Annotated in this window: 17 protein-coding genes; 12 read left to right on the top strand and 5 right to left on the bottom strand. The window is 37.3% G+C overall.

Annotated elements, in window-relative coordinates:
* Positions 1 to 152: 152 nt before the first annotated feature.
* Together I2484_RS19415 and I2484_RS19410 are read right to left on the bottom strand one after the other, a co-directional pair.
* A complete protein-coding gene (locus I2484_RS19415; RefSeq protein ID WP_207152720.1) occupies positions 153 to 656 on the bottom strand; it encodes a TlpA family protein disulfide reductase in 504 nt (167 codons plus the stop codon).
* A gap of 17 nt (positions 657 to 673) precedes the next feature.
* Complete coding sequence (locus tag I2484_RS19410; protein ID WP_207152718.1) at positions 674 to 1,396, bottom strand: cytochrome c biogenesis CcdA family protein; 723 nt, start codon at positions 1,394 to 1,396, stop codon at positions 674 to 676.
* Between the two features lie 335 nt (positions 1,397 to 1,731).
* On the opposite strand from I2484_RS19410, the gene I2484_RS19405 reads away from it, so the two are divergent.
* Complete coding sequence (locus I2484_RS19405) at positions 1,732 to 3,417, top strand: methyl-accepting chemotaxis protein (RefSeq protein ID WP_207152717.1); 1,686 nt, start codon at positions 1,732 to 1,734, stop codon at positions 3,415 to 3,417.
* 485 nt (positions 3,418 to 3,902) lie between these two features.
* On the opposite strand, the gene I2484_RS19400 is transcribed toward I2484_RS19405, so the two are convergent.
* A complete protein-coding gene (locus I2484_RS19400) occupies positions 3,903 to 5,294 on the bottom strand; it encodes a polysaccharide deacetylase family protein (protein ID WP_207152716.1) in 1,392 nt (463 codons plus the stop codon).
* Between the two features lie 261 nt (positions 5,295 to 5,555).
* The gene (locus I2484_RS19395; RefSeq protein WP_207152715.1) at positions 5,556 to 6,863 is read right to left on the bottom strand and encodes a sensor histidine kinase; all 1,308 of its coding nucleotides are present in this window, start codon (positions 6,861 to 6,863) and stop codon (positions 5,556 to 5,558) included.
* A 764-nt stretch (positions 6,864 to 7,627) separates the two neighbouring features.
* On the opposite strand from I2484_RS19395, the gene I2484_RS19390 reads away from it, so the two are divergent.
* The 6 genes from I2484_RS19390 (at position 7,628) to I2484_RS19365 (ending at position 9,874) form a co-directional block, all read left to right on the top strand.
* Positions 7,628 to 7,783 (top strand): hypothetical protein, encoded by a 156-nt coding sequence (locus I2484_RS19390; RefSeq protein WP_207152714.1) that lies wholly within the window; start codon positions 7,628 to 7,630, stop codon positions 7,781 to 7,783.
* Positions 7,784 to 8,038: 255 nt separating this feature from the next.
* A complete protein-coding gene (locus I2484_RS19385) occupies positions 8,039 to 8,464 on the top strand; it encodes a hypothetical protein (RefSeq protein WP_207152713.1) in 426 nt (141 codons plus the stop codon).
* 184 nt (positions 8,465 to 8,648) lie between these two features.
* A complete protein-coding gene (locus tag I2484_RS19380) occupies positions 8,649 to 8,906 on the top strand; it encodes a hypothetical protein (protein WP_207152712.1) in 258 nt (85 codons plus the stop codon).
* Positions 8,907 to 9,014: 108 nt separating this feature from the next.
* On the top strand, positions 9,015 to 9,296 hold the full coding sequence (locus tag I2484_RS19375) for a hypothetical protein (protein WP_207152711.1): 282 nt from the start codon (positions 9,015 to 9,017) through the stop codon (positions 9,294 to 9,296).
* Between the two features lie 123 nt (positions 9,297 to 9,419).
* Positions 9,420 to 9,599, top strand: a complete 180-nt coding sequence (locus tag I2484_RS19370; protein WP_187048040.1) for a hypothetical protein — start codon at positions 9,420 to 9,422, stop codon at positions 9,597 to 9,599.
* A gap of 80 nt (positions 9,600 to 9,679) precedes the next feature.
* Positions 9,680 to 9,874, top strand: coding sequence for a DUF6980 family protein (locus I2484_RS19365; RefSeq protein ID WP_187046102.1), 195 nt, complete (start codon positions 9,680 to 9,682; stop codon positions 9,872 to 9,874).
* Between the two features lie 319 nt (positions 9,875 to 10,193).
* Here the strand turns inward: I2484_RS19365 and I2484_RS19360 are convergent, their stop codons facing one another.
* The gene (locus I2484_RS19360) at positions 10,194 to 10,463 is read right to left on the bottom strand and encodes a DUF3888 domain-containing protein (protein WP_207152710.1); all 270 of its coding nucleotides are present in this window, start codon (positions 10,461 to 10,463) and stop codon (positions 10,194 to 10,196) included.
* Positions 10,464 to 10,702: 239 nt separating this feature from the next.
* Between I2484_RS19360 and I2484_RS19355 the strand changes: the two genes are divergently transcribed.
* The 5 genes from I2484_RS19355 (at position 10,703) to I2484_RS19335 (ending at position 16,503) form a co-directional block, all read left to right on the top strand.
* Positions 10,703 to 11,227, top strand: coding sequence for a GNAT family N-acetyltransferase (locus I2484_RS19355; RefSeq protein WP_255551618.1), 525 nt, complete (start codon positions 10,703 to 10,705; stop codon positions 11,225 to 11,227).
* Between the two features lie 1,086 nt (positions 11,228 to 12,313).
* Positions 12,314 to 12,736 (top strand): hypothetical protein, encoded by a 423-nt coding sequence (locus I2484_RS19350; RefSeq protein ID WP_207152708.1) that lies wholly within the window; start codon positions 12,314 to 12,316, stop codon positions 12,734 to 12,736.
* 53 nt (positions 12,737 to 12,789) lie between these two features.
* On the top strand, positions 12,790 to 12,969 hold the full coding sequence (locus I2484_RS22055; RefSeq protein WP_481886422.1) for a conserved phage C-terminal domain-containing protein: 180 nt from the start codon (positions 12,790 to 12,792) through the stop codon (positions 12,967 to 12,969).
* Positions 12,970 to 13,319: 350 nt separating this feature from the next.
* Entirely contained in the window at positions 13,320 to 14,447 is a 1,128-nt protein-coding gene (locus I2484_RS19340) for a DUF4145 domain-containing protein (RefSeq protein WP_207152706.1), read from the top strand.
* Between the two features lie 424 nt (positions 14,448 to 14,871).
* A complete protein-coding gene (locus I2484_RS19335) occupies positions 14,872 to 16,503 on the top strand; it encodes an ATP-dependent nuclease (protein WP_207152719.1) in 1,632 nt (543 codons plus the stop codon).
* Positions 16,504 to 16,653: the final 150 nt, after the last annotated feature.

Genomic DNA, 16,653 nt, shown 5'->3' with positions numbered 1-16,653 from the left:
CCAGCGGGAACAGCGCGAGCTGAAGACCCCGCAGGAACGCAGTGACGAGGAGGCTGAAGCCGTGCCCGCGGAAAGCGTCCGCTCGGAACGGAAATCAACCGGATTGAACGAAATCCGACTTTTTCAGCCCCCCCTCTGATTGAAGATTAACTTTATTGAAATAGAGTTCTGATTTGTTCGTTGCTTAAATGTCCAGGTTGCGTTTTGATCAATTCTCCGTCTGCATTAATGAAGACAGAAGTAGGGTAACCGCGTACCTGATAGTGTTTGGCTATGGAGCCACCCTCATCTAAAAGAACAGGTATAGAAGAGACATTTTCAACGCCTTTGAACCATTTAATAAAGGCATCACTTTTCTTTTCATTGTTAAAACCGGGTGAAACAATTGTAAGGACGACAAAGTCCTTTTCTTCTGCAGCTAGCGTATTTATTTCTTCTAGACCCGATAAGCAGATTGAACACCAAGAAGCCCAAAATTTAATATATACTTTTTTGCCCGCATAATCCGAGAGGTTGTGCGTATTTCCATCTACATCCATTAAGTCAAAGGTTGGTGCTTGCTTTTCATTGTTTGTTTGCTTAGCAGTTTGATCCTTTTCGCTGGAGCATGCTGTCATTAAAAAGACGAGAGCGAGAAGAATAGGTATTATTTTCATCACAATTAAACTCCCCTTTACTGTGGAATTAATGATACGAATAGATTTAAGTTGTTCGTCATCAGAATAAGGCCCATGATGACAATAATGACACCGCCAATAAAGCGTATTTTACTCATATGCTTGTTGATTTTCTTTACTTGTCTTAGTAATAGATCCGAGAAAATAGAAAGCAGTAAAAAGGGTATTAACAAACCAAGTGCATAAAATGACATGAGCATAGCCCCATATAGTGCATGACCTTCACTTGCCGATAATCCTAATACTGCGCCAAGGATTGGGCCGATACAAGGGGTCCATCCAAAACTGAATGTAAAGCCGAGTAAATAGGTTCCTAGTATATCTCGCTTGCCACTTCTCTTGAGTTCAACCTTTTTTTGTCGGTTTAATAGAGAGAGGTTAAATAACCCCATTTGGTGTAATCCAAGCACCACCACGATAGCGCCGCAAAAACCGATAAACCAATCTGTATTAATAAAAGAGCCAAGAGCCCCAGCACCAAATCCTAAGATGACAAAGCTTGTGGATAGTCCGGAAACGAAAATGATTGTCTTGAAAATTAGCCGCGGATTTACTTTCCATTTGCTGCGTGGTTTAAAAGGTTGCCGATCTTGTGTGCCAATTTCATCCGTTGAAAGAATGGATATATAAACAGGCAGTAGGGGAAGGATGCATGGTGAAAAAAAGGATAACATCCCAGCGATGAAAACTGTGCTGATTAAGATTTGCTCGCTAATCATAGGTGTAGAGCACCGCCTTTCATCTGTATAGGTTTATTGTAGTGTGAATGCTCTAGGAATTACATAGATTTAGGTTATATAAATCTTAGATATGGTTTGGTGTTTTGGGGATATGCATGTTGAAAGTGATGATTAGTGTTAGTTCGTGCGACTCAAAGCACAAGTACCATTTAATGCAAAAGAACGAAGATGTTTATCCTCGTTCTTAGAGTTAATCAACAGTAAGGCTGTTATTTTTTAGAATAATTGAATATAAATGATACCTCTAATTTAGTAGGAATACTTGCCGATATAAATAAGTATGCAAATTAGGACTTGAATGAGGAGGAATACCAGTGTCAATTGGTAAAAAACTATATACGGGCTTCGGTATTATTCTAGCGATTATCGTGCTCTCTTCAGCGTGGAATCACTATGAATTGAACAAAATGGAGACCAGTTACAAAGAAATGATCGAGTATCGAGTTGCCCAAGCGATGCAGGCACAAGTAATTCAAACGGAAATCGGCTTGCAGGGTCTTTATATCCGTTCCTACTTACTGCAAGGAAAACAAGAGGATTTAACAACATTCAATGAACACTTTGACAAAATGGAACAAATTAATGGTGAATTGCAAAAAATGGTTCGTTCAGATGAAATGAAAGGCTATCTTGAAACAGTTACTGCAAATTCGGAGGAGTTCAAGTTAATTGCAGATCGTGCCGTTACTTTGAAAGATGCAGATGATATGCAAGCTGCAATGGTATTGGTAGAGAAAGAGATGCTCCCCATCAATTTGAAAATTCGAGAAGCGGTGGACGGGATGATTGGTTACCAATACAAGAACCTAGACATTGCAATGGCAGGTGCGGATAGAACGGCTAGCGTGGCGAAGGTAGGATTGATTATTGCTAGTGCGTTGGCCTTGATTTCTGGGGCGTTGATATCCGCGTATCTTACGCCCCATATATCGCGACCACTGCGTATGATTACTGCGGAATCAACAATCATTGCTTCAGGTGATCTTTCAGGACCAGATATTGAAGTCAAATCCAAAGATGAACTCCAAGAATTGGCCATGAGCTTCAATGAAATGAAGCATAACCTTCGTAAACTGATAGGTAATGTCAATGATAATGCCCTTCACTTGACAGCTTCTGCTGAAGAATTATCAGCGAGCACGAATGAAGTAGCGGATTCTTCTGAAGAAATTTCTAAAGCAATTGAAAACATATCCATTGGTTCACAGACATCTGCTACAGCAGCCCGTGAAAGTTCAATCGCAATGGAAGAAACAGCTTCGGGTGTGCAGCGGATTGCAGAGTCAACATCAACTTTGCATACGAGTGCAGAAAATACAATGCGCATTGGTAACGAGAGCGAGAAAACAATGCAAACGGCTAAAGAGCAAATGGCGCTCATCCATTCAAACTCATCTCAGACGAATGAAATCATCAAACGTCTGAGCCAACAATCCGAGGAAATTCAAAACATTACAAGTGTTATTACTAACATTACAGAGCAGACAAATCTGCTAGCGCTCAACGCTGCAATTGAAGCTGCTCGTGCTGGAGAACATGGTAAGGGGTTTGCTGTAGTCGCAGATGAGGTTCGTAAATTGGCGGAGGAGTCTAAACTATCTGCAAGTCAGATTGCCGAAATAACAGTGGCCATTCAAAAAGACACAAAGGATATAGAAGCTTCTGTCCAAGAAAGTTTGACAAATGCTACACAGGGAGTTGAAATAATCGAAGAAGCGGGTAACTCGTTCTTGACTATTGTCGACGCTGTCCAGCAGATGAATGACCAAATTGAAGAAATATCAGCGGCTACCGAGCAGATTTCTGCAAGTGCCGAAGAAGTGTCTGCTTCTATTACGGATATTGCGGGACATGCTAGCAATGCTACCGAACAGACAGAGCAGAACTCGGCAGCGATGAAAGAGCAAATGGCAACAATCGTAGAAATTAATATCGTTGCAAATGATCTTAGTAAAAAGGCAATAGACTTGCAAGAAACGATTCAAGAGTTTAAAATTTAGGCGCCTGTGCATAGCACTATTCAGTGAATACAACGCAATTGTATACTAATACCAAGTACATAAATAACTATACGGTTTTTCTTGTATTTTTGTATAATCACTCTACTATGTGGATTATTCGTCTTTGTGTCTGACACAGTACCTCTTTTTATGCACAATCAAGTTGAAAACTTTATGCCCTGCTTTCACGTCCAATAGAGTGGAGACATAATAGATAATACCGTTCTAGAACGGTATCCTAATTCAAGTTGTCTCCTTCATCTATTTGATGATGAAAACACCTGAAACCCACCTGAAATTAGGAGGGATTCAGGTGTTTTTTTGAGTGACTAGCATTGGTGATATGCTAATGTGGAGTGTATGGACTATAAAACAAGCGCGTTCAGTAATCCATTTTGTTTCGGATGTTGCTGGGACAGGTATCAATTGGTACTTCTGAAAATAAAACCCCCTGAACACCTAGTTCGGGGGCGTGTGATAACTGATTATTTTAAATCTGAAACTTTGACGAAGGTATAGCCTTCACTTTGCAAGTAGGCTAAAACTGCGTCGAGGCCGTCTGCTGTCGATTGATGGATATCATGCATAAGGATGGTACTTCCGTCTTTCGTCGCATTTTTAACATTGGTAAGAAGTTGGTTTGCATCACGGTCTTTCCAGTCAAGTGTATCGACATTCCATAAGATGATAGGTAAGTTTGTTTGGCTGCGAACAGTCTCGTTTACTGCGCCATAAGGAGGTCTGAACTCAGTTACTTTCTGACCAGTAATATTTTCAATAATGGCAGAAGTCTTGTAGATTTCATTCTGCACCTTTTCTGCACCTAACTTTGTCAAATCAAGATGACTCCATGTATGATTTCCAAGCTCGTGGCCTGCTTCATGTACTTTTTTTGCGATTTCCGGGTAGTTTTCAACCATGTTGCCGAGCATGAAAAATGTTGCTATTGCATCGTATTTATTCAACGTCTCAAGAATTTGCATCGTCACTTTTGGATGGGGACCATCGTCGAATGTGAGGGCGACTTTCTTAATGCCGTTGTCTTGCTCTTCTTTTGTAATCGTATTTCCGTCCGTATCTTCAATTACCGATTGGAATTCCTCAGAAAGTAAGTTGGTTAGTTCACTTAACGGAATTGCTACAACCGGAGGACCGACTTTTCCTGCTGCCAGTTCATATTCATCAAAATAAAAAATCAAAGATTCATCTGTGATCGCGAAATTATCGAAGTTGGCCCAGATTGGTTCTGTCTGGATATGAACTTCTTCTGGGAAAAGGTAGTCTGCGATTAATGGATCATTGTATATTGCTTCACGTACTAGGGGAGAAAGAATCTCAAGGTGTTTCGAATTGCCTCCGAATACATCCGAGATTGTAAAACTTCCTCCTGTTTCAGGATTCAAATGGAATGATTGAATCCTAGTCTGTTCGTTTGACTTTCCAGTTGTACGGCTGTCGATCATAACAAAGGAATAGTTTCCTGAACGATGGGTAAGAATTTCTAACGTGATGTTCATTTTTCTTTTCAATTTACTACCGTTATGTTTAGTTAAGTAACCTTGCTTTGCATCTTTTATGTAACTAGCAATAGCTTTATTGAAAGGACTATGTAAACTTTGGGGATATTGAATGGAAAATGGTGTATATAAGTCATTCGAAGTTTCAGTAATAATTTTAATGTCTGGATAATTTGAGTCGGTAGTATCGACCACTACCGGAGCCTGAGTTGTAGCTTTTTTATTTTCAGGGTGCGAAGCAGTCTCCTTCTTAGTAGTTAGTGAAGCTAAACTGATAGCGGATACGGTTAGTGCGATGATAACAAGTGAAAATGTAACGTCAATCCAGAAGGAACGACGTTGTCGATGCGTTTTTTTCAAGCAAAAAACTCCTTTACTGTTTATAGAAAGTTAGACGGGTGAGCCTCGTTAATAGTTTTAAAAAATGATATATTTTTGTCGAAATTTATCATAAAATATACGAGGATTATATGTCACTAGCGTTATGTCTACTAGACGTGAATTCAGTTAAATAATCATTCGAATTAAGAGTGCACAAAAAACAAAAATTAGTAGTGTGACTAGCGGGATATACGAAAAAACTCCCCACGACTAGTAGGAAGTTTATGCTTTCATTCAAATTTACTTGAGAGGGATTTCCACAATGGCTATAGTCTCTAATTCATTTATTGAATCAATTGAGAATTTCCCATTATATCTATTCACAACTTCCTTCACAATAAATAAACCTTGCCCCCTTATCTTTCCTTGTTCTGCTATTTTTGTTGAATATCCTTGTTTTAAAATATGTTCATTCTCAATAATTTTAGGCCCAGTATTCGTAATCTTAAATACATACTGCGTAACATCCGTTTTACAGCTAATGGCTATTTCACGTTTAGCTACAGGTAATGCAAGTGTTGCATCAATTGCATTATCAATTAAATTCGACAGAATTATGATTAAATCTGTTGTTTTTATTTTATCGAATGCATCATGAGAAACCGCGAAATTCATATCAATATGATAATTTTCTGCAGCCAGTTTCTTTGTTTGCAATAGGATTGAAAGACCAGGATGATCTATATTTAACTTTAGAGATTCTATCGCTAAAACTTCTTTAGACAAAGATGATATGTATTGCTGAGCCTGCTTAGATTCCCCTAGTTGAAGGAGTCCATGTAAAACCTGAATATGATTGGTAAAATCATGTCTTAATGAAGATATGGAAGTGATTAACGTTTTAAGTTCAGCTTGGTAGGTATCTTCTGTATACCCGACTTCCTTTGCCACTTCTTTTTGATACCATCTTTGCAATAATAAGAAGGATCCGATAGCGACCAAAATAAAGGCACCATTAAAGACGAAGAGAAGGATATTGTTTTTCAGTACTTTCCCTTTAATATTATTAAGTGTATCAACACTAATATCGATACCTAAGAAGCCCATGACCTTTCCTGCTTCATCCTTTATCGGTACTCCAACAGAAAGATAAGAGCCATGATCGGCATCTTCAATTACAGTAGTAACATATGTATTTCCTTCAAAGGCTCTTTTGACCTGCTTTTCGGGTACTGTACAAACCACTCCAATACTATACCTCTCGTCTAACTCCTTGGGTAATCCGCCTATCATTACGTTCGATACTTTAGGATTATCGATTTCCAATGTATATACAAATAATGCACCCAGTTTTTCTTTTGCATCCACTAAGTAGTTTGTTAATTCCCAATAATAGTCGTTTTTCACGGGATTACTCAAAAATTTTCGATACGTTTCTTTATCTAACGCAGATGCAATGGATTCTGCTGCTATAAGACTTTGATTGCCGATTGACTCTTCAACCGTCTTTTTCATCTCAACGTAAGAGGTAAAGACATTTATACTTGTAAACAACAATAACAAGACAGTAGCTAATACTAAAATTAGTTTTATTTTACGGTTTTTCATACAATTTGTACTTCCTCATCTTTTTAATTGAAAGTTTTGCCTATGAGCCTATGAAATTAAGAATTCTCTTTTCACAATAGTATTAAACTATCATACTTTCTTGAAGACATTGCATGTATAACATACTGTAATATATTCAAAAAGTCTAATAATAGACTTCGCTTCTTGTACTTAGTGTTGGCTGCCTGTGTAAAGAGGAAGCAACCGAGCCTTACGACAACTTGAGAAATGGATTGGATGATCTGGACAGGTGACTATAATGTTAGCTACTTATGAGACACATGATAAGTTACGACAATACGGGTTTGTCGGAACTTAGAAAAACGGATTCACATTGCCTCCGTAACTTTCCGGGAGGGTTTTTCATCTACTCATCGTTGAGGTCAATCTGCATAACTATTCAGTTAGATAGGTCTGACGTTCACCAGAAAGGCCGTTAGTTCAACGATGATTCTTTTATGCATAAAGAAATGGAGGGGCCATAGGAGGGGGACGGTGCGTTGCCCGTCTCGTTCAACTGCCGAGAATTGGTGTTATGTCAGCTACTGGTGCATATTGAATGAATGGCAAAACTCAATCAGATTAGATTATTTGTAAAGATACTTTTTCACGATTTTCTCAAAGTGATTGAACAAACAGAAGGTTAAGTCTATAATTTGTGAAAGGGACCATTTACCAATATGTGGTTATTCTGCAAACGGGCGATTTTGTATTATTGTTCAGTGATACATTCGCCGTATTCTAAAATGAGGGAGTAATAAAATATGTCTAAAAATATACTGTTGTTAACTGTAGGAATCTTATTTGCTTGGTTAGTAATTAGTATCATTACAAAAAACTTCGATGGGGATTTCTTGCTTATACTACTGTTGGGCGTTTTTATCGGATATGGTGTCGGAAAAAAAGAGCAAAAAGTTTAGCTTTGTTTGTAACTCATTGCTATAATCGGTTGCCTTTACAGGGTAGTTTTTTCATATTGCGTAATGGAGTTAACTACTTCCGTGAATGGGTGTTATGTAAAACTGGTGTGTATGGACTATACAACAGGTTTAGCGATCGAATTCCTTCTTGCACTAACTTGCAGTATAGTTGAAGAAATACATGTAACAGTTTTCTATATATTTCGTCCGATATAAAAGCAAGCAAGCAAGTTAGTTAGAGGGAGGTCAATGTCGATGGGAGATTATGTGCTTGAACGATTATTATTGGGATCAATTTTGTTCGTTCTATTCCTGATTGCTATTTTTTTAAGAAAGCGTGGAAGAATAGTAATTTCTATATTATTCGTTGCAATATTGATTGGTTACGGGGTGTATTTTGGTATCCGAGAACAAGTCTTGGAGAACAGATATGAAGAATCTATTGAAATAGTTGACACTTACCTTCAAGATAAATATCCGAATGAAACATGGACATTTGATACACAGGTAGAAGAAGGAAGAAAAATAAGACCTGCAAAGGTGAAAGTGATTTTTGATAACGAACAAAATGTTGACTATATTTATAGAGTTTTCGAAAAAAATCGAGTCATCTTATATGAATTCGGTTATCCCGAAAATATGGATAATAAAAATTTCAAGCATGATGAAACGCATAATTAATAAGAAGTAACAAACATTACCTTGTTTCATAACGGGTAATTTAGTGAAGATTCGGCTGCCTTTACAGGGCAGTTTTTTATTGAATAATGGAGTTAAACGCTTCCGTGAACTGGCGTTATGTTAACCTGTCGTGTGTAGACTATACAAGCCTGTTCAGCAATCAAATCATAAGGAGGTATTTTAAATGCCGTGGTCAGAAATAAGATCAATAATAATTATGCTCTTTCTTTTAGGTTGGTGTGTTAGTTTAATGCGTCAAAAAAGTGCATTAAAAAGGGAAAATGCTAGACTTTTGGAAAAGACCGGAGAATATGGAGATATGAAAATTGAAGCAAAGGAAATATTAAAAAATTTATCAGAAGTAAAAACCGTTAAATCTTTGAGAGAGAAGTACGGTTTGTCCTTGATAGATGCAAAGAAAATCGTGGATTCAGTAAAATAGCAGTGATCTTATTAAACTAATAGGCCATTTAGTTGCAATTATGGAACCATTTACTACCTCGCTTCGTCTGGATTAATAAGAATTTTCAGTGTGAATGGAGGTATAATTATGTGGGTAATATTCGGTCTTATCGCAATAATAGCAACTTGTATAAATCTTTATATGTATGGAACAGGCAAAGATTATAAATTGGCAATGGCGATGGGATTATCATTTACAGCACTAACAATTGTTGCAGATTACAGTATGGTGTCCGATTGGGTAGAGGTGAAAGATTGGGCTGCATTATTAGATGTAGTACCTACGATGGAAACAGCCTTATGGGTTTTGACGATGATATCGATTTTATTAAATATTACTCCTATACTTTTAGAGTTGAAAAACAAATAAATATTACTCCTATACATTTATTTGCAGCTAACGGGCGCGATTGTCGTACAGAATTCGTGCTTCTGTCGGGCTAAATAATACAAGAAATGCTAAATAGTATTCTGACTGTCGAGGTGCTTGATATTGAAAAGACCAATTGGAATTAGGCTAGATGGTTGTATTTATACTAGCAATGGTGAAGATTTAAGTGAGGAAGAGTTTTCTAATGCTTTTATTGAATTTATTGAAGAAAAAGGATGGTATTTCGGTGGTGGCCTTTTCCAAATAGACGAGGAAGGAAATCACATAAAGGATATTGTATAGCTTGTAGCGCAATCGGGCGCAATTCTTGAAAAAGGATTTGCGCCTGTTCAGTAAAAGGAGCCATTTAGGAGGAGCAACATATGAAAAAACACTGTTGTGAAGATATGGATTACCATGCAAATTTCAAATGTGATATGTATAGCGATCCATTTGAATGTCCTGATAAAATAATGATTTTCGATGATAAAGATAACGACTACGGATTGATAATCCATGATGGTGGCTCTTCAAGTATAAGTATTGATTTCTGTCCGTGGTGTAGTTCGAAATTATAAACTACTATGCAGCTATCGGCCGCGATTGTTTAATTAAGCGTCTCTGTTTTTATTAAACTAACGAGGTGATTTAGTTTAAGATTCAGCTGCCTTTACAGGGCATTTTTTTATTGTGTAATGGAGGTAACTACTTCCGTGAACGGGTGTTATACTACTAGGGGTACCGTCAGGGAAATGCGGATTTACAACGCTAAGCACATTTTCAAGACGATTCCTCCTTAAAATGATAAGATAGTAACTGAAATAATAGATAAAACAGCGAAAAAATGGATACAGACTAAACTGTACCCATTTTTTCTTCGTAATAAAATACCTTATTTCAATCGCAGTTAGTTATTTCATTTGGCTTTAATCTTTTTCGTTTGAAATCAATAGCATGCCACTCTAGGGTTTTTTCATTACTAAAAGTGATTGTCACTAAATCATTAGGAGGATCGTGAGCACCTTCAAATGTACTTACCTGGACAGTAACATTAAACATGTGAGTGCCTACGGGCAGCTTTTCAACTTTGATAATTTTACCACACTCATTTTGTGTAATTTCGCCATATTGCTTCTCCAATTCCTGTTGAATTAAGGGATAAAGCATAATGAGAATCACGCCATCACGCCATCACGCAACTGTATATCATTTTCAGTTACGGTTTCGGCTTGGACGGGAGAGAATAGGGTTAAGAAGGTAATTAATATTAAAAGGATTTTTTTCACAAGTCATATCACCCTCACTTATTTCACCTTATTTTATCCATACCAATATGTATTATACTAAGGCATTTGGCTTTAATTTTCTCTTCTTTTAGTAGGTGCTGCCTGTGTATGGTGCAATTCATGCACAATTCAGAATTAATGCGAATTGTGTGGTGCAACGGGGATTTAATTGAGAAGTTCCGGCGATACAGATTCGAAAAGAACCCAGAGCATTTAAATAGGACACATATACAGAACCTAATGTCTTCAATACCAGTAGGCTTTGAAATTAAGAAAGTTGATGACGAGATAGCAAATGAGCCGTCTTTTTATGAGTTATCTGAAGACTTTGTAAGTCAGTTTGAATCCATTGATGATTTTATTAAAAGAGGCGTAGGCTATGCCATACTCCATGAAGGGAAAGTAGTTGCTGTAGCGACATCTTTTAGTGTATATGATAGTGGTATTGAGATTGAAATTGCTACACATCCCGAATATAGAAGAAAAGGTTTAGCGACTATTGTAGCTTCTGCTCTGATTTTGGATTGCCTGGACAGTGGGAAGTACCCCAGTTGGGATGGAGCAAATTCTGAATCTGTTGAATTAGCCAAAAAGCTGGGTTACGTATTAATGGTGATGGCTGTGCACCACGCAATTCAAACATAATCATGAAAGATTCGTGCACTGGCACCACACATGATTAAAACTCAAAAAATATTTAGAATCAACCACTTTCTAACATGAAATGCACTGTATTTACGCCCATTTCATGCAATATCAATTATCTATAGGGAATATTATGTAAAGCCAATTACGTATCAATGCATTATGAAACGTGTATTCTAGCAGTTAACTTTACATAATAGCCATTTTTCGTTTATGAATAGACCTCAAGAATGGGCGGCAATTTTAAATCTATGTTATGAGAAATCAATGGAATAAGCATTTTCATAAGGATAAACTTCCACTCTGCCTGTGCACTACACGATTCCAAAAGAATTCAGAATGCACTCTGTTTGCAGAATGAATCTGATTGTTGGAACAAACATGATATTTTTGTGCACAGGCACACGACAATCCATATAAGTGGTCCATTCTTATGGCCATAATCACTTTCTTGATTTATAGTATTGCGTAAGTTTAGCCAGCGATTTTTCGTTAATTGAACGAGAGAATAGTAATCATAGTAAATAAAAGAGTGCCTGTCGGCCATACGGTTTTCATCTGTATGGTTGGTAGGCACTCTTTATATTTTGTAAAGTTTGGTTCTTATGAATAAATAGTGGAAAGACCCTTTATGTAACCGGTTCTCTTTTGGGAGACTCAGTGATGGCTGCCTGTGTACCACGCAATTCAAACACAGTTCTGAGTTGTTCCTTCCATGATGCAGATCTGAATATAGAAACATACATAAAAGCATCGTGCACAGGCACCACACAATTAAGGCGCTTTGAAATGGATGGCAGTTATAAACTAAAAATAAATGTCACCAGTTGTCCCCTTTTTCAGATGGTTTGTCTATATAGAGGGTGAAGGCTTCGTTCGTCTAGGCCAAAGACGTCGTGCTATCGTCAAAAAACACTAGTGAGTAGGGAGACGTGTGTTTGGACTTCGTTCAAAGAAGGATTCGTGATGCATTTATTAATTAAAGAGTCGCCGCTTCAAGTGCTTCCGTCGCTCGCGATGGCAGTTTGATTAAACGCGGCGTTTTTACTTTAGCAACTGCATTTTAGATCGCTCATCTCGAGGAATGTGCGGGATGGGCATAAGTGGGTTTACAAAACGTATGAAGAATGGCGAAACGAAGAGTTCCCCTTTTGGTCTGTCGATACGATTAAAAGAGCGATTCGTAGACTGGAAGATAGCGGCTATATCATTTCGACTTCTTCGTATAATCAGATGAAAATGGACAAGACGAAATGGTACAGTATTGATTATACAATTCTGCACGCTCATGGGGGGCAAGATGCACCATCGACGACCGCAGAATCTTTCCAAGAGGAAGTGCATTTTACACCCTCTACAGAGGGCAAAATGCACCTAGCAATAACCAAAAAGATTAAAAGAATTAAAAAAGATATTGTCGAGAACGATCTCGACGTTGTGTCTGTCATTGAATATTTGAATGACAAAACCTGCAAACAATTTAAAGCGTCTTCGAAGGCGACTGCATGATTGGTGAAAGGGCGTTTCAGTGAAGGGTACACAGTGCGGATTGCAATTAGGTCATTGACACGAAAGCGAAGGAATGGTTGGAGGATTCACATTGGCAGAAGTATTTACGCCCTTCCACGTTATTCAATGCGACGAATTTTGAAAACTATTTGGAAGAGTCGAGGGTCAGTGAATTGCCAGAAAGCAGTCCGCCAAAGCCACTCGAATTAGACTTTAGCATAGGGGAGGCGTAACGGATGGATCGTCATGAGCAGATTGAGAAGAGTGTGTTATGAACGATGTTGGCGGAGAATCATTTAATCGTCGATGGTGATGTGAGACAAGACTTCTTCATCAGTCAAATTCACAAAAACATTTTGGGGTGCATGCAGGCGTTACTGGCGAAAAAACGAGCACGAAGTAAAATACCGAAGACAAAATCACCTTTTCAATTCATTTTCGCTTATGAATAAACAATTCGAAAATGGGGAGCTGAATACCTCTTTACTACTAAGCTTCACAATATTATGGAAGAGCAGAGACAATGGCAGTGTGGTAAAATAAGACTATAATGAGAAATTCACACGGCTGGAGGAAACGTAACATGGACAATCAACCATACTTCTTTAAATTTCTTGAACCACTATCAAAAGAACTCGCATACGTTGCGCGTGAACTTGAAAATAGTATATTCACAAGCCCACGCACAATGCTTACACACGCAAGAGTATTCGTTGAAAATATATTACAGCAAGTCATCCAGGCAGAAAAGCTACCAGATGAATCGTGGACGAATTTTAAGGAAAGGCTTGATCTGCTCAATGAAAACGGCTACTTAACGCCCGAAATCAGAGACGCACTTCACCACGTCCGTCAAATTGGCAATAAAGCAGCACATGATTCCCGGATGTTCCGCTACTCCGAAGCGCTGTTGTCATGGGAGGCAGTCTATACAATCGTTAAATGGTACGTCGAAGTGTACGGTCCCGTCGACGTCATAGTCCCTGATTATCAAGATCCATCACATCGGGTGGAACAGGTCTATGGCATTACCGAACTTGAAGTACGGCTAAAAGCACTTGAAGAATTACTAATTGCATCCGTACAGAAGCCAGTGGAAGAATCTGTACACGACGAAGTGGCGGCAACTAAAGAAATGGGAGCAGCAACAGAATCCGAACGACCTGGCTTCACAACAATCCGAACGATTACATATAAGGGCCAAATACTCGACGTTCCGTATTTTTTGCGTGATGCATTTTTGTTGCCACAGCGGTTCGATAAATCCGAAACGTTTCTCATTAGGCTGGGAGCTGAGCAACAGGCGCGCATCATGAGTGAATTTCCAAATAATCTCGAGGGGCTCCACAAACATGTAAAACGGTATGGTGAAAAAAACGACGAGAATCTATTCGATGAACTGAAGGTTTATATCGAAGAAGAAAATATCAGGAGAAAACTCGCACTCGAACGTCCTGGTGAGCTGTTCTTTTTTTATAAAGCAGATTACATCGTTGTAACAGAGGAACTTTCTGAAATTCCATTTACTGCAGATGAGTTTACAGGTAGTCCAAGCCTTCTTAGACAACTGAATGAAGACCAGATAGAAACGGTTGGGCAATTGCCGAAGGAATTGGTGATCCTCGCGAAGTATGAGAATGTTGGGGTTGGGACTGTGGAGAAGTTGTTTGAGCAGTTGAAGGGGAAGCAGCCGACCCAGATGACAACTTGAGAAATGGATCAGATGATCTGGACAGTGGGACGATATTGTTTGACGCTTATTGAGACGCGTGATAGGTAAAGACAATACGGGAGTCTTAACTAAAGGGAGAATGTTATTTTTGGTTTTAGGGTGATTGGTTAATTAAGCAATAAGTCTTACGAAATATGGTAGAATTGTCTTATACAGATTAACTGAATGTAAGGAATATACAATGAATTATTAATTAGAAATATAACTAGAGAAAAGTATGTATGAACAGTAAATTAGAAATGATTATTAAGGCTTCAGATGATCTTCAGTATGCTTACTTTAATTAAGTTTTGATACCTTAATTTAAAAACTGCTAGAGCGTGAATCTACTAAGTGGAGTCTTTTTGTATTTTGATGTTTTCATTTATTAATTACAAGGAAAGAAGGTAATCAAGTGATAGAGATGATTAAAATAAAAAATTTTAAATGTTTTAAAGGAGATATTAGTCTTGAACTTAATGAAGGAATTAATATTATAGTTGGACAAAATGATGCAGGGAAATCAACCGTTTTAGAAGCCATTCATTTGGTACTTACCGGAGTATTTAGAGGAAGATATCTAAATAATAATTTAACTCAATATTTATTTAATCGTGAAGTTGTTTTAGAATATTTAAGTAAAGTAAATAATAATGAACCTAGTGATCTCCCAGAGATTTTAATTGAAGTTTATTTTAAAAAAGAACATCCCCGTTTTGAAGGAGATTTGTTTTCAGAAAAAGATAACATTTCAACTGCTCAAGGTATAGCAATAAAAATTGAATTTGATGAAGAATATAAAGAAGAATATGAAGAGTTAATGAAAGCCGAAGAGTTGAAAAGTTTACCAATAGAGTTTTATAAAGTTAATTGGTATTCTTTTGCCCGTAAATCCTTAACCAGTAGAAGTATTCCTATTAAATCAGTATTAATTGATGTTGGATTTGGCAAGTTTCATAATGGGTCAGACATTTACATATCGAGAATTGTTCAAAATGCATTAGATCCCGCCGAAAAAAACAAAGTAGCACAAGCTTATCGTCAAATAAAAGATCTTTTTTCTCAAGATGAGTCAATAAGGGCAGTCAATGATAAAATATCAGGCATTCCAAAGTTAAGTGATAAAAAAATAGAGCTCTCAGTTGATTTGGGAAACAATTCCACTTGGGAAGGGAGCTTAATCACACAATTAGATGACATACCGTTTGACTATATTGGGAAAGGTGAACAAGCAATTATCAAAACAGATTTAGCTTTATCCAATAAAAAATCAGAAAATGCAACCGTGATATTACTAGAGGAACCAGAATCACACATTAGCCATTCGAGATTAAACCAAATGCTTGGAAATGTGAAGAATAACTATGGCAATAAGCAACTCGTTATTTCAACGCACAGTAGTTTTGTATCAAATAAATTAGGTTTAAATAACTTAATACTATTAAAAAATCAGAAAACGACAACGTTTAAAAATTTAAAATCCAAAGAGTATTTTGAGAAGATTTCAGGATACGATACATTAAGGTTGATTTTATCTGAAAAAGCAATATTAGTAGAAGGTGACTCAGATGAATTAGTTATTCAACGTGCATATATGGATTCGAGGGAAGGGAAACTACCAATCGAAGATGGTATTGAGGTGATTTCAGTAGGGACATCATTCTTGAGGTTTTTAGAAATAGCTGAGCATTTGGATATCGCCGTCATAGTTGTTACTGATAATGATGGTGATTTAGAAGCAATTAATAAAAAATACGAGAATTATTTAGGTGAAAATAAGAAAGATAATATAGAGATTTGTTTCGATAATAATATTTACAGCGGGGAGTTAAAGATAGGGAATAATAACACCGCATTTAATTATAACACTTTAGAGCCGTTATTACTAAATGCAAATAGTCTTGAGAAACTAAATAAAGTGTTTGAAACAACATATAAATCAGAGGACAAATTAAGATTGTATATGAGAAACAATAAAACTGAATGTGCTTTAAAAATATTCAAATCAGAAACTAAAATTACATATCCAGATTATATAAAAAGGGTTATCTTATGAGTAATAAATTATTGATTGCGTCTGCAGGTGCTGAGAGTGTAAAATATCTTGTGTAAATGAATAAATGCAAAAAGGAAGACCTTTTCTTGGTAGAATTAAGTCACCACAACCAATCCTAGAAAAGAGGCCTTCCCTATGACCCAGTTTACA

This window comes from Sporosarcina sp. E16_8 (assembly GCF_017347095.1).
Taxonomy (GTDB): domain Bacteria; phylum Bacillota; class Bacilli; order Bacillales_A; family Planococcaceae; genus Sporosarcina.
The sequence above is the reverse complement of the archived record's forward strand: the minus strand, read 5'-3'. Positions and strand labels throughout refer to the sequence as shown.

Excerpts from the sequence above, each read along its gene's own strand:
- I2484_RS19340 (WP_207152706.1), top strand. The coding sequence starts at position 13,320 with ATGGACAATCAACCATACTTCTTTAAATTTCTTGAACCACTATCAAAA.
- I2484_RS19415 (WP_207152720.1), bottom strand. The coding sequence starts at position 656 with ATGAAAATAATACCTATTCTTCTCGCTCTCGTCTTTTTAATGACAGCA.
- I2484_RS19360 (WP_207152710.1), bottom strand. The coding sequence starts at position 10,463 with ATGCTTTATCCCTTAATTCAACAGGAATTGGAGAAGCAATATGGCGAA.
- I2484_RS19385 (WP_207152713.1), top strand. The coding sequence starts at position 8,039 with ATGGGAGATTATGTGCTTGAACGATTATTATTGGGATCAATTTTGTTC.
- I2484_RS19380 (WP_207152712.1), top strand. The coding sequence starts at position 8,649 with ATGCCGTGGTCAGAAATAAGATCAATAATAATTATGCTCTTTCTTTTA.
- I2484_RS19355 (WP_255551618.1), top strand. The coding sequence starts at position 10,703 with ATGCACAATTCAGAATTAATGCGAATTGTGTGGTGCAACGGGGATTTA.
- I2484_RS19375 (WP_207152711.1), top strand. The coding sequence starts at position 9,015 with ATGTGGGTAATATTCGGTCTTATCGCAATAATAGCAACTTGTATAAAT.
- I2484_RS19410 (WP_207152718.1), bottom strand. The coding sequence starts at position 1,396 with ATGATTAGCGAGCAAATCTTAATCAGCACAGTTTTCATCGCTGGGATG.
- I2484_RS19365 (WP_187046102.1), top strand. The coding sequence starts at position 9,680 with ATGAAAAAACACTGTTGTGAAGATATGGATTACCATGCAAATTTCAAA.
- I2484_RS19395 (WP_207152715.1), bottom strand. The coding sequence starts at position 6,863 with ATGAAAAACCGTAAAATAAAACTAATTTTAGTATTAGCTACTGTCTTG.
- I2484_RS19335 (WP_207152719.1), top strand. The coding sequence starts at position 14,872 with ATGATTAAAATAAAAAATTTTAAATGTTTTAAAGGAGATATTAGTCTT.
- I2484_RS19390 (WP_207152714.1), top strand. The coding sequence starts at position 7,628 with ATGTCTAAAAATATACTGTTGTTAACTGTAGGAATCTTATTTGCTTGG.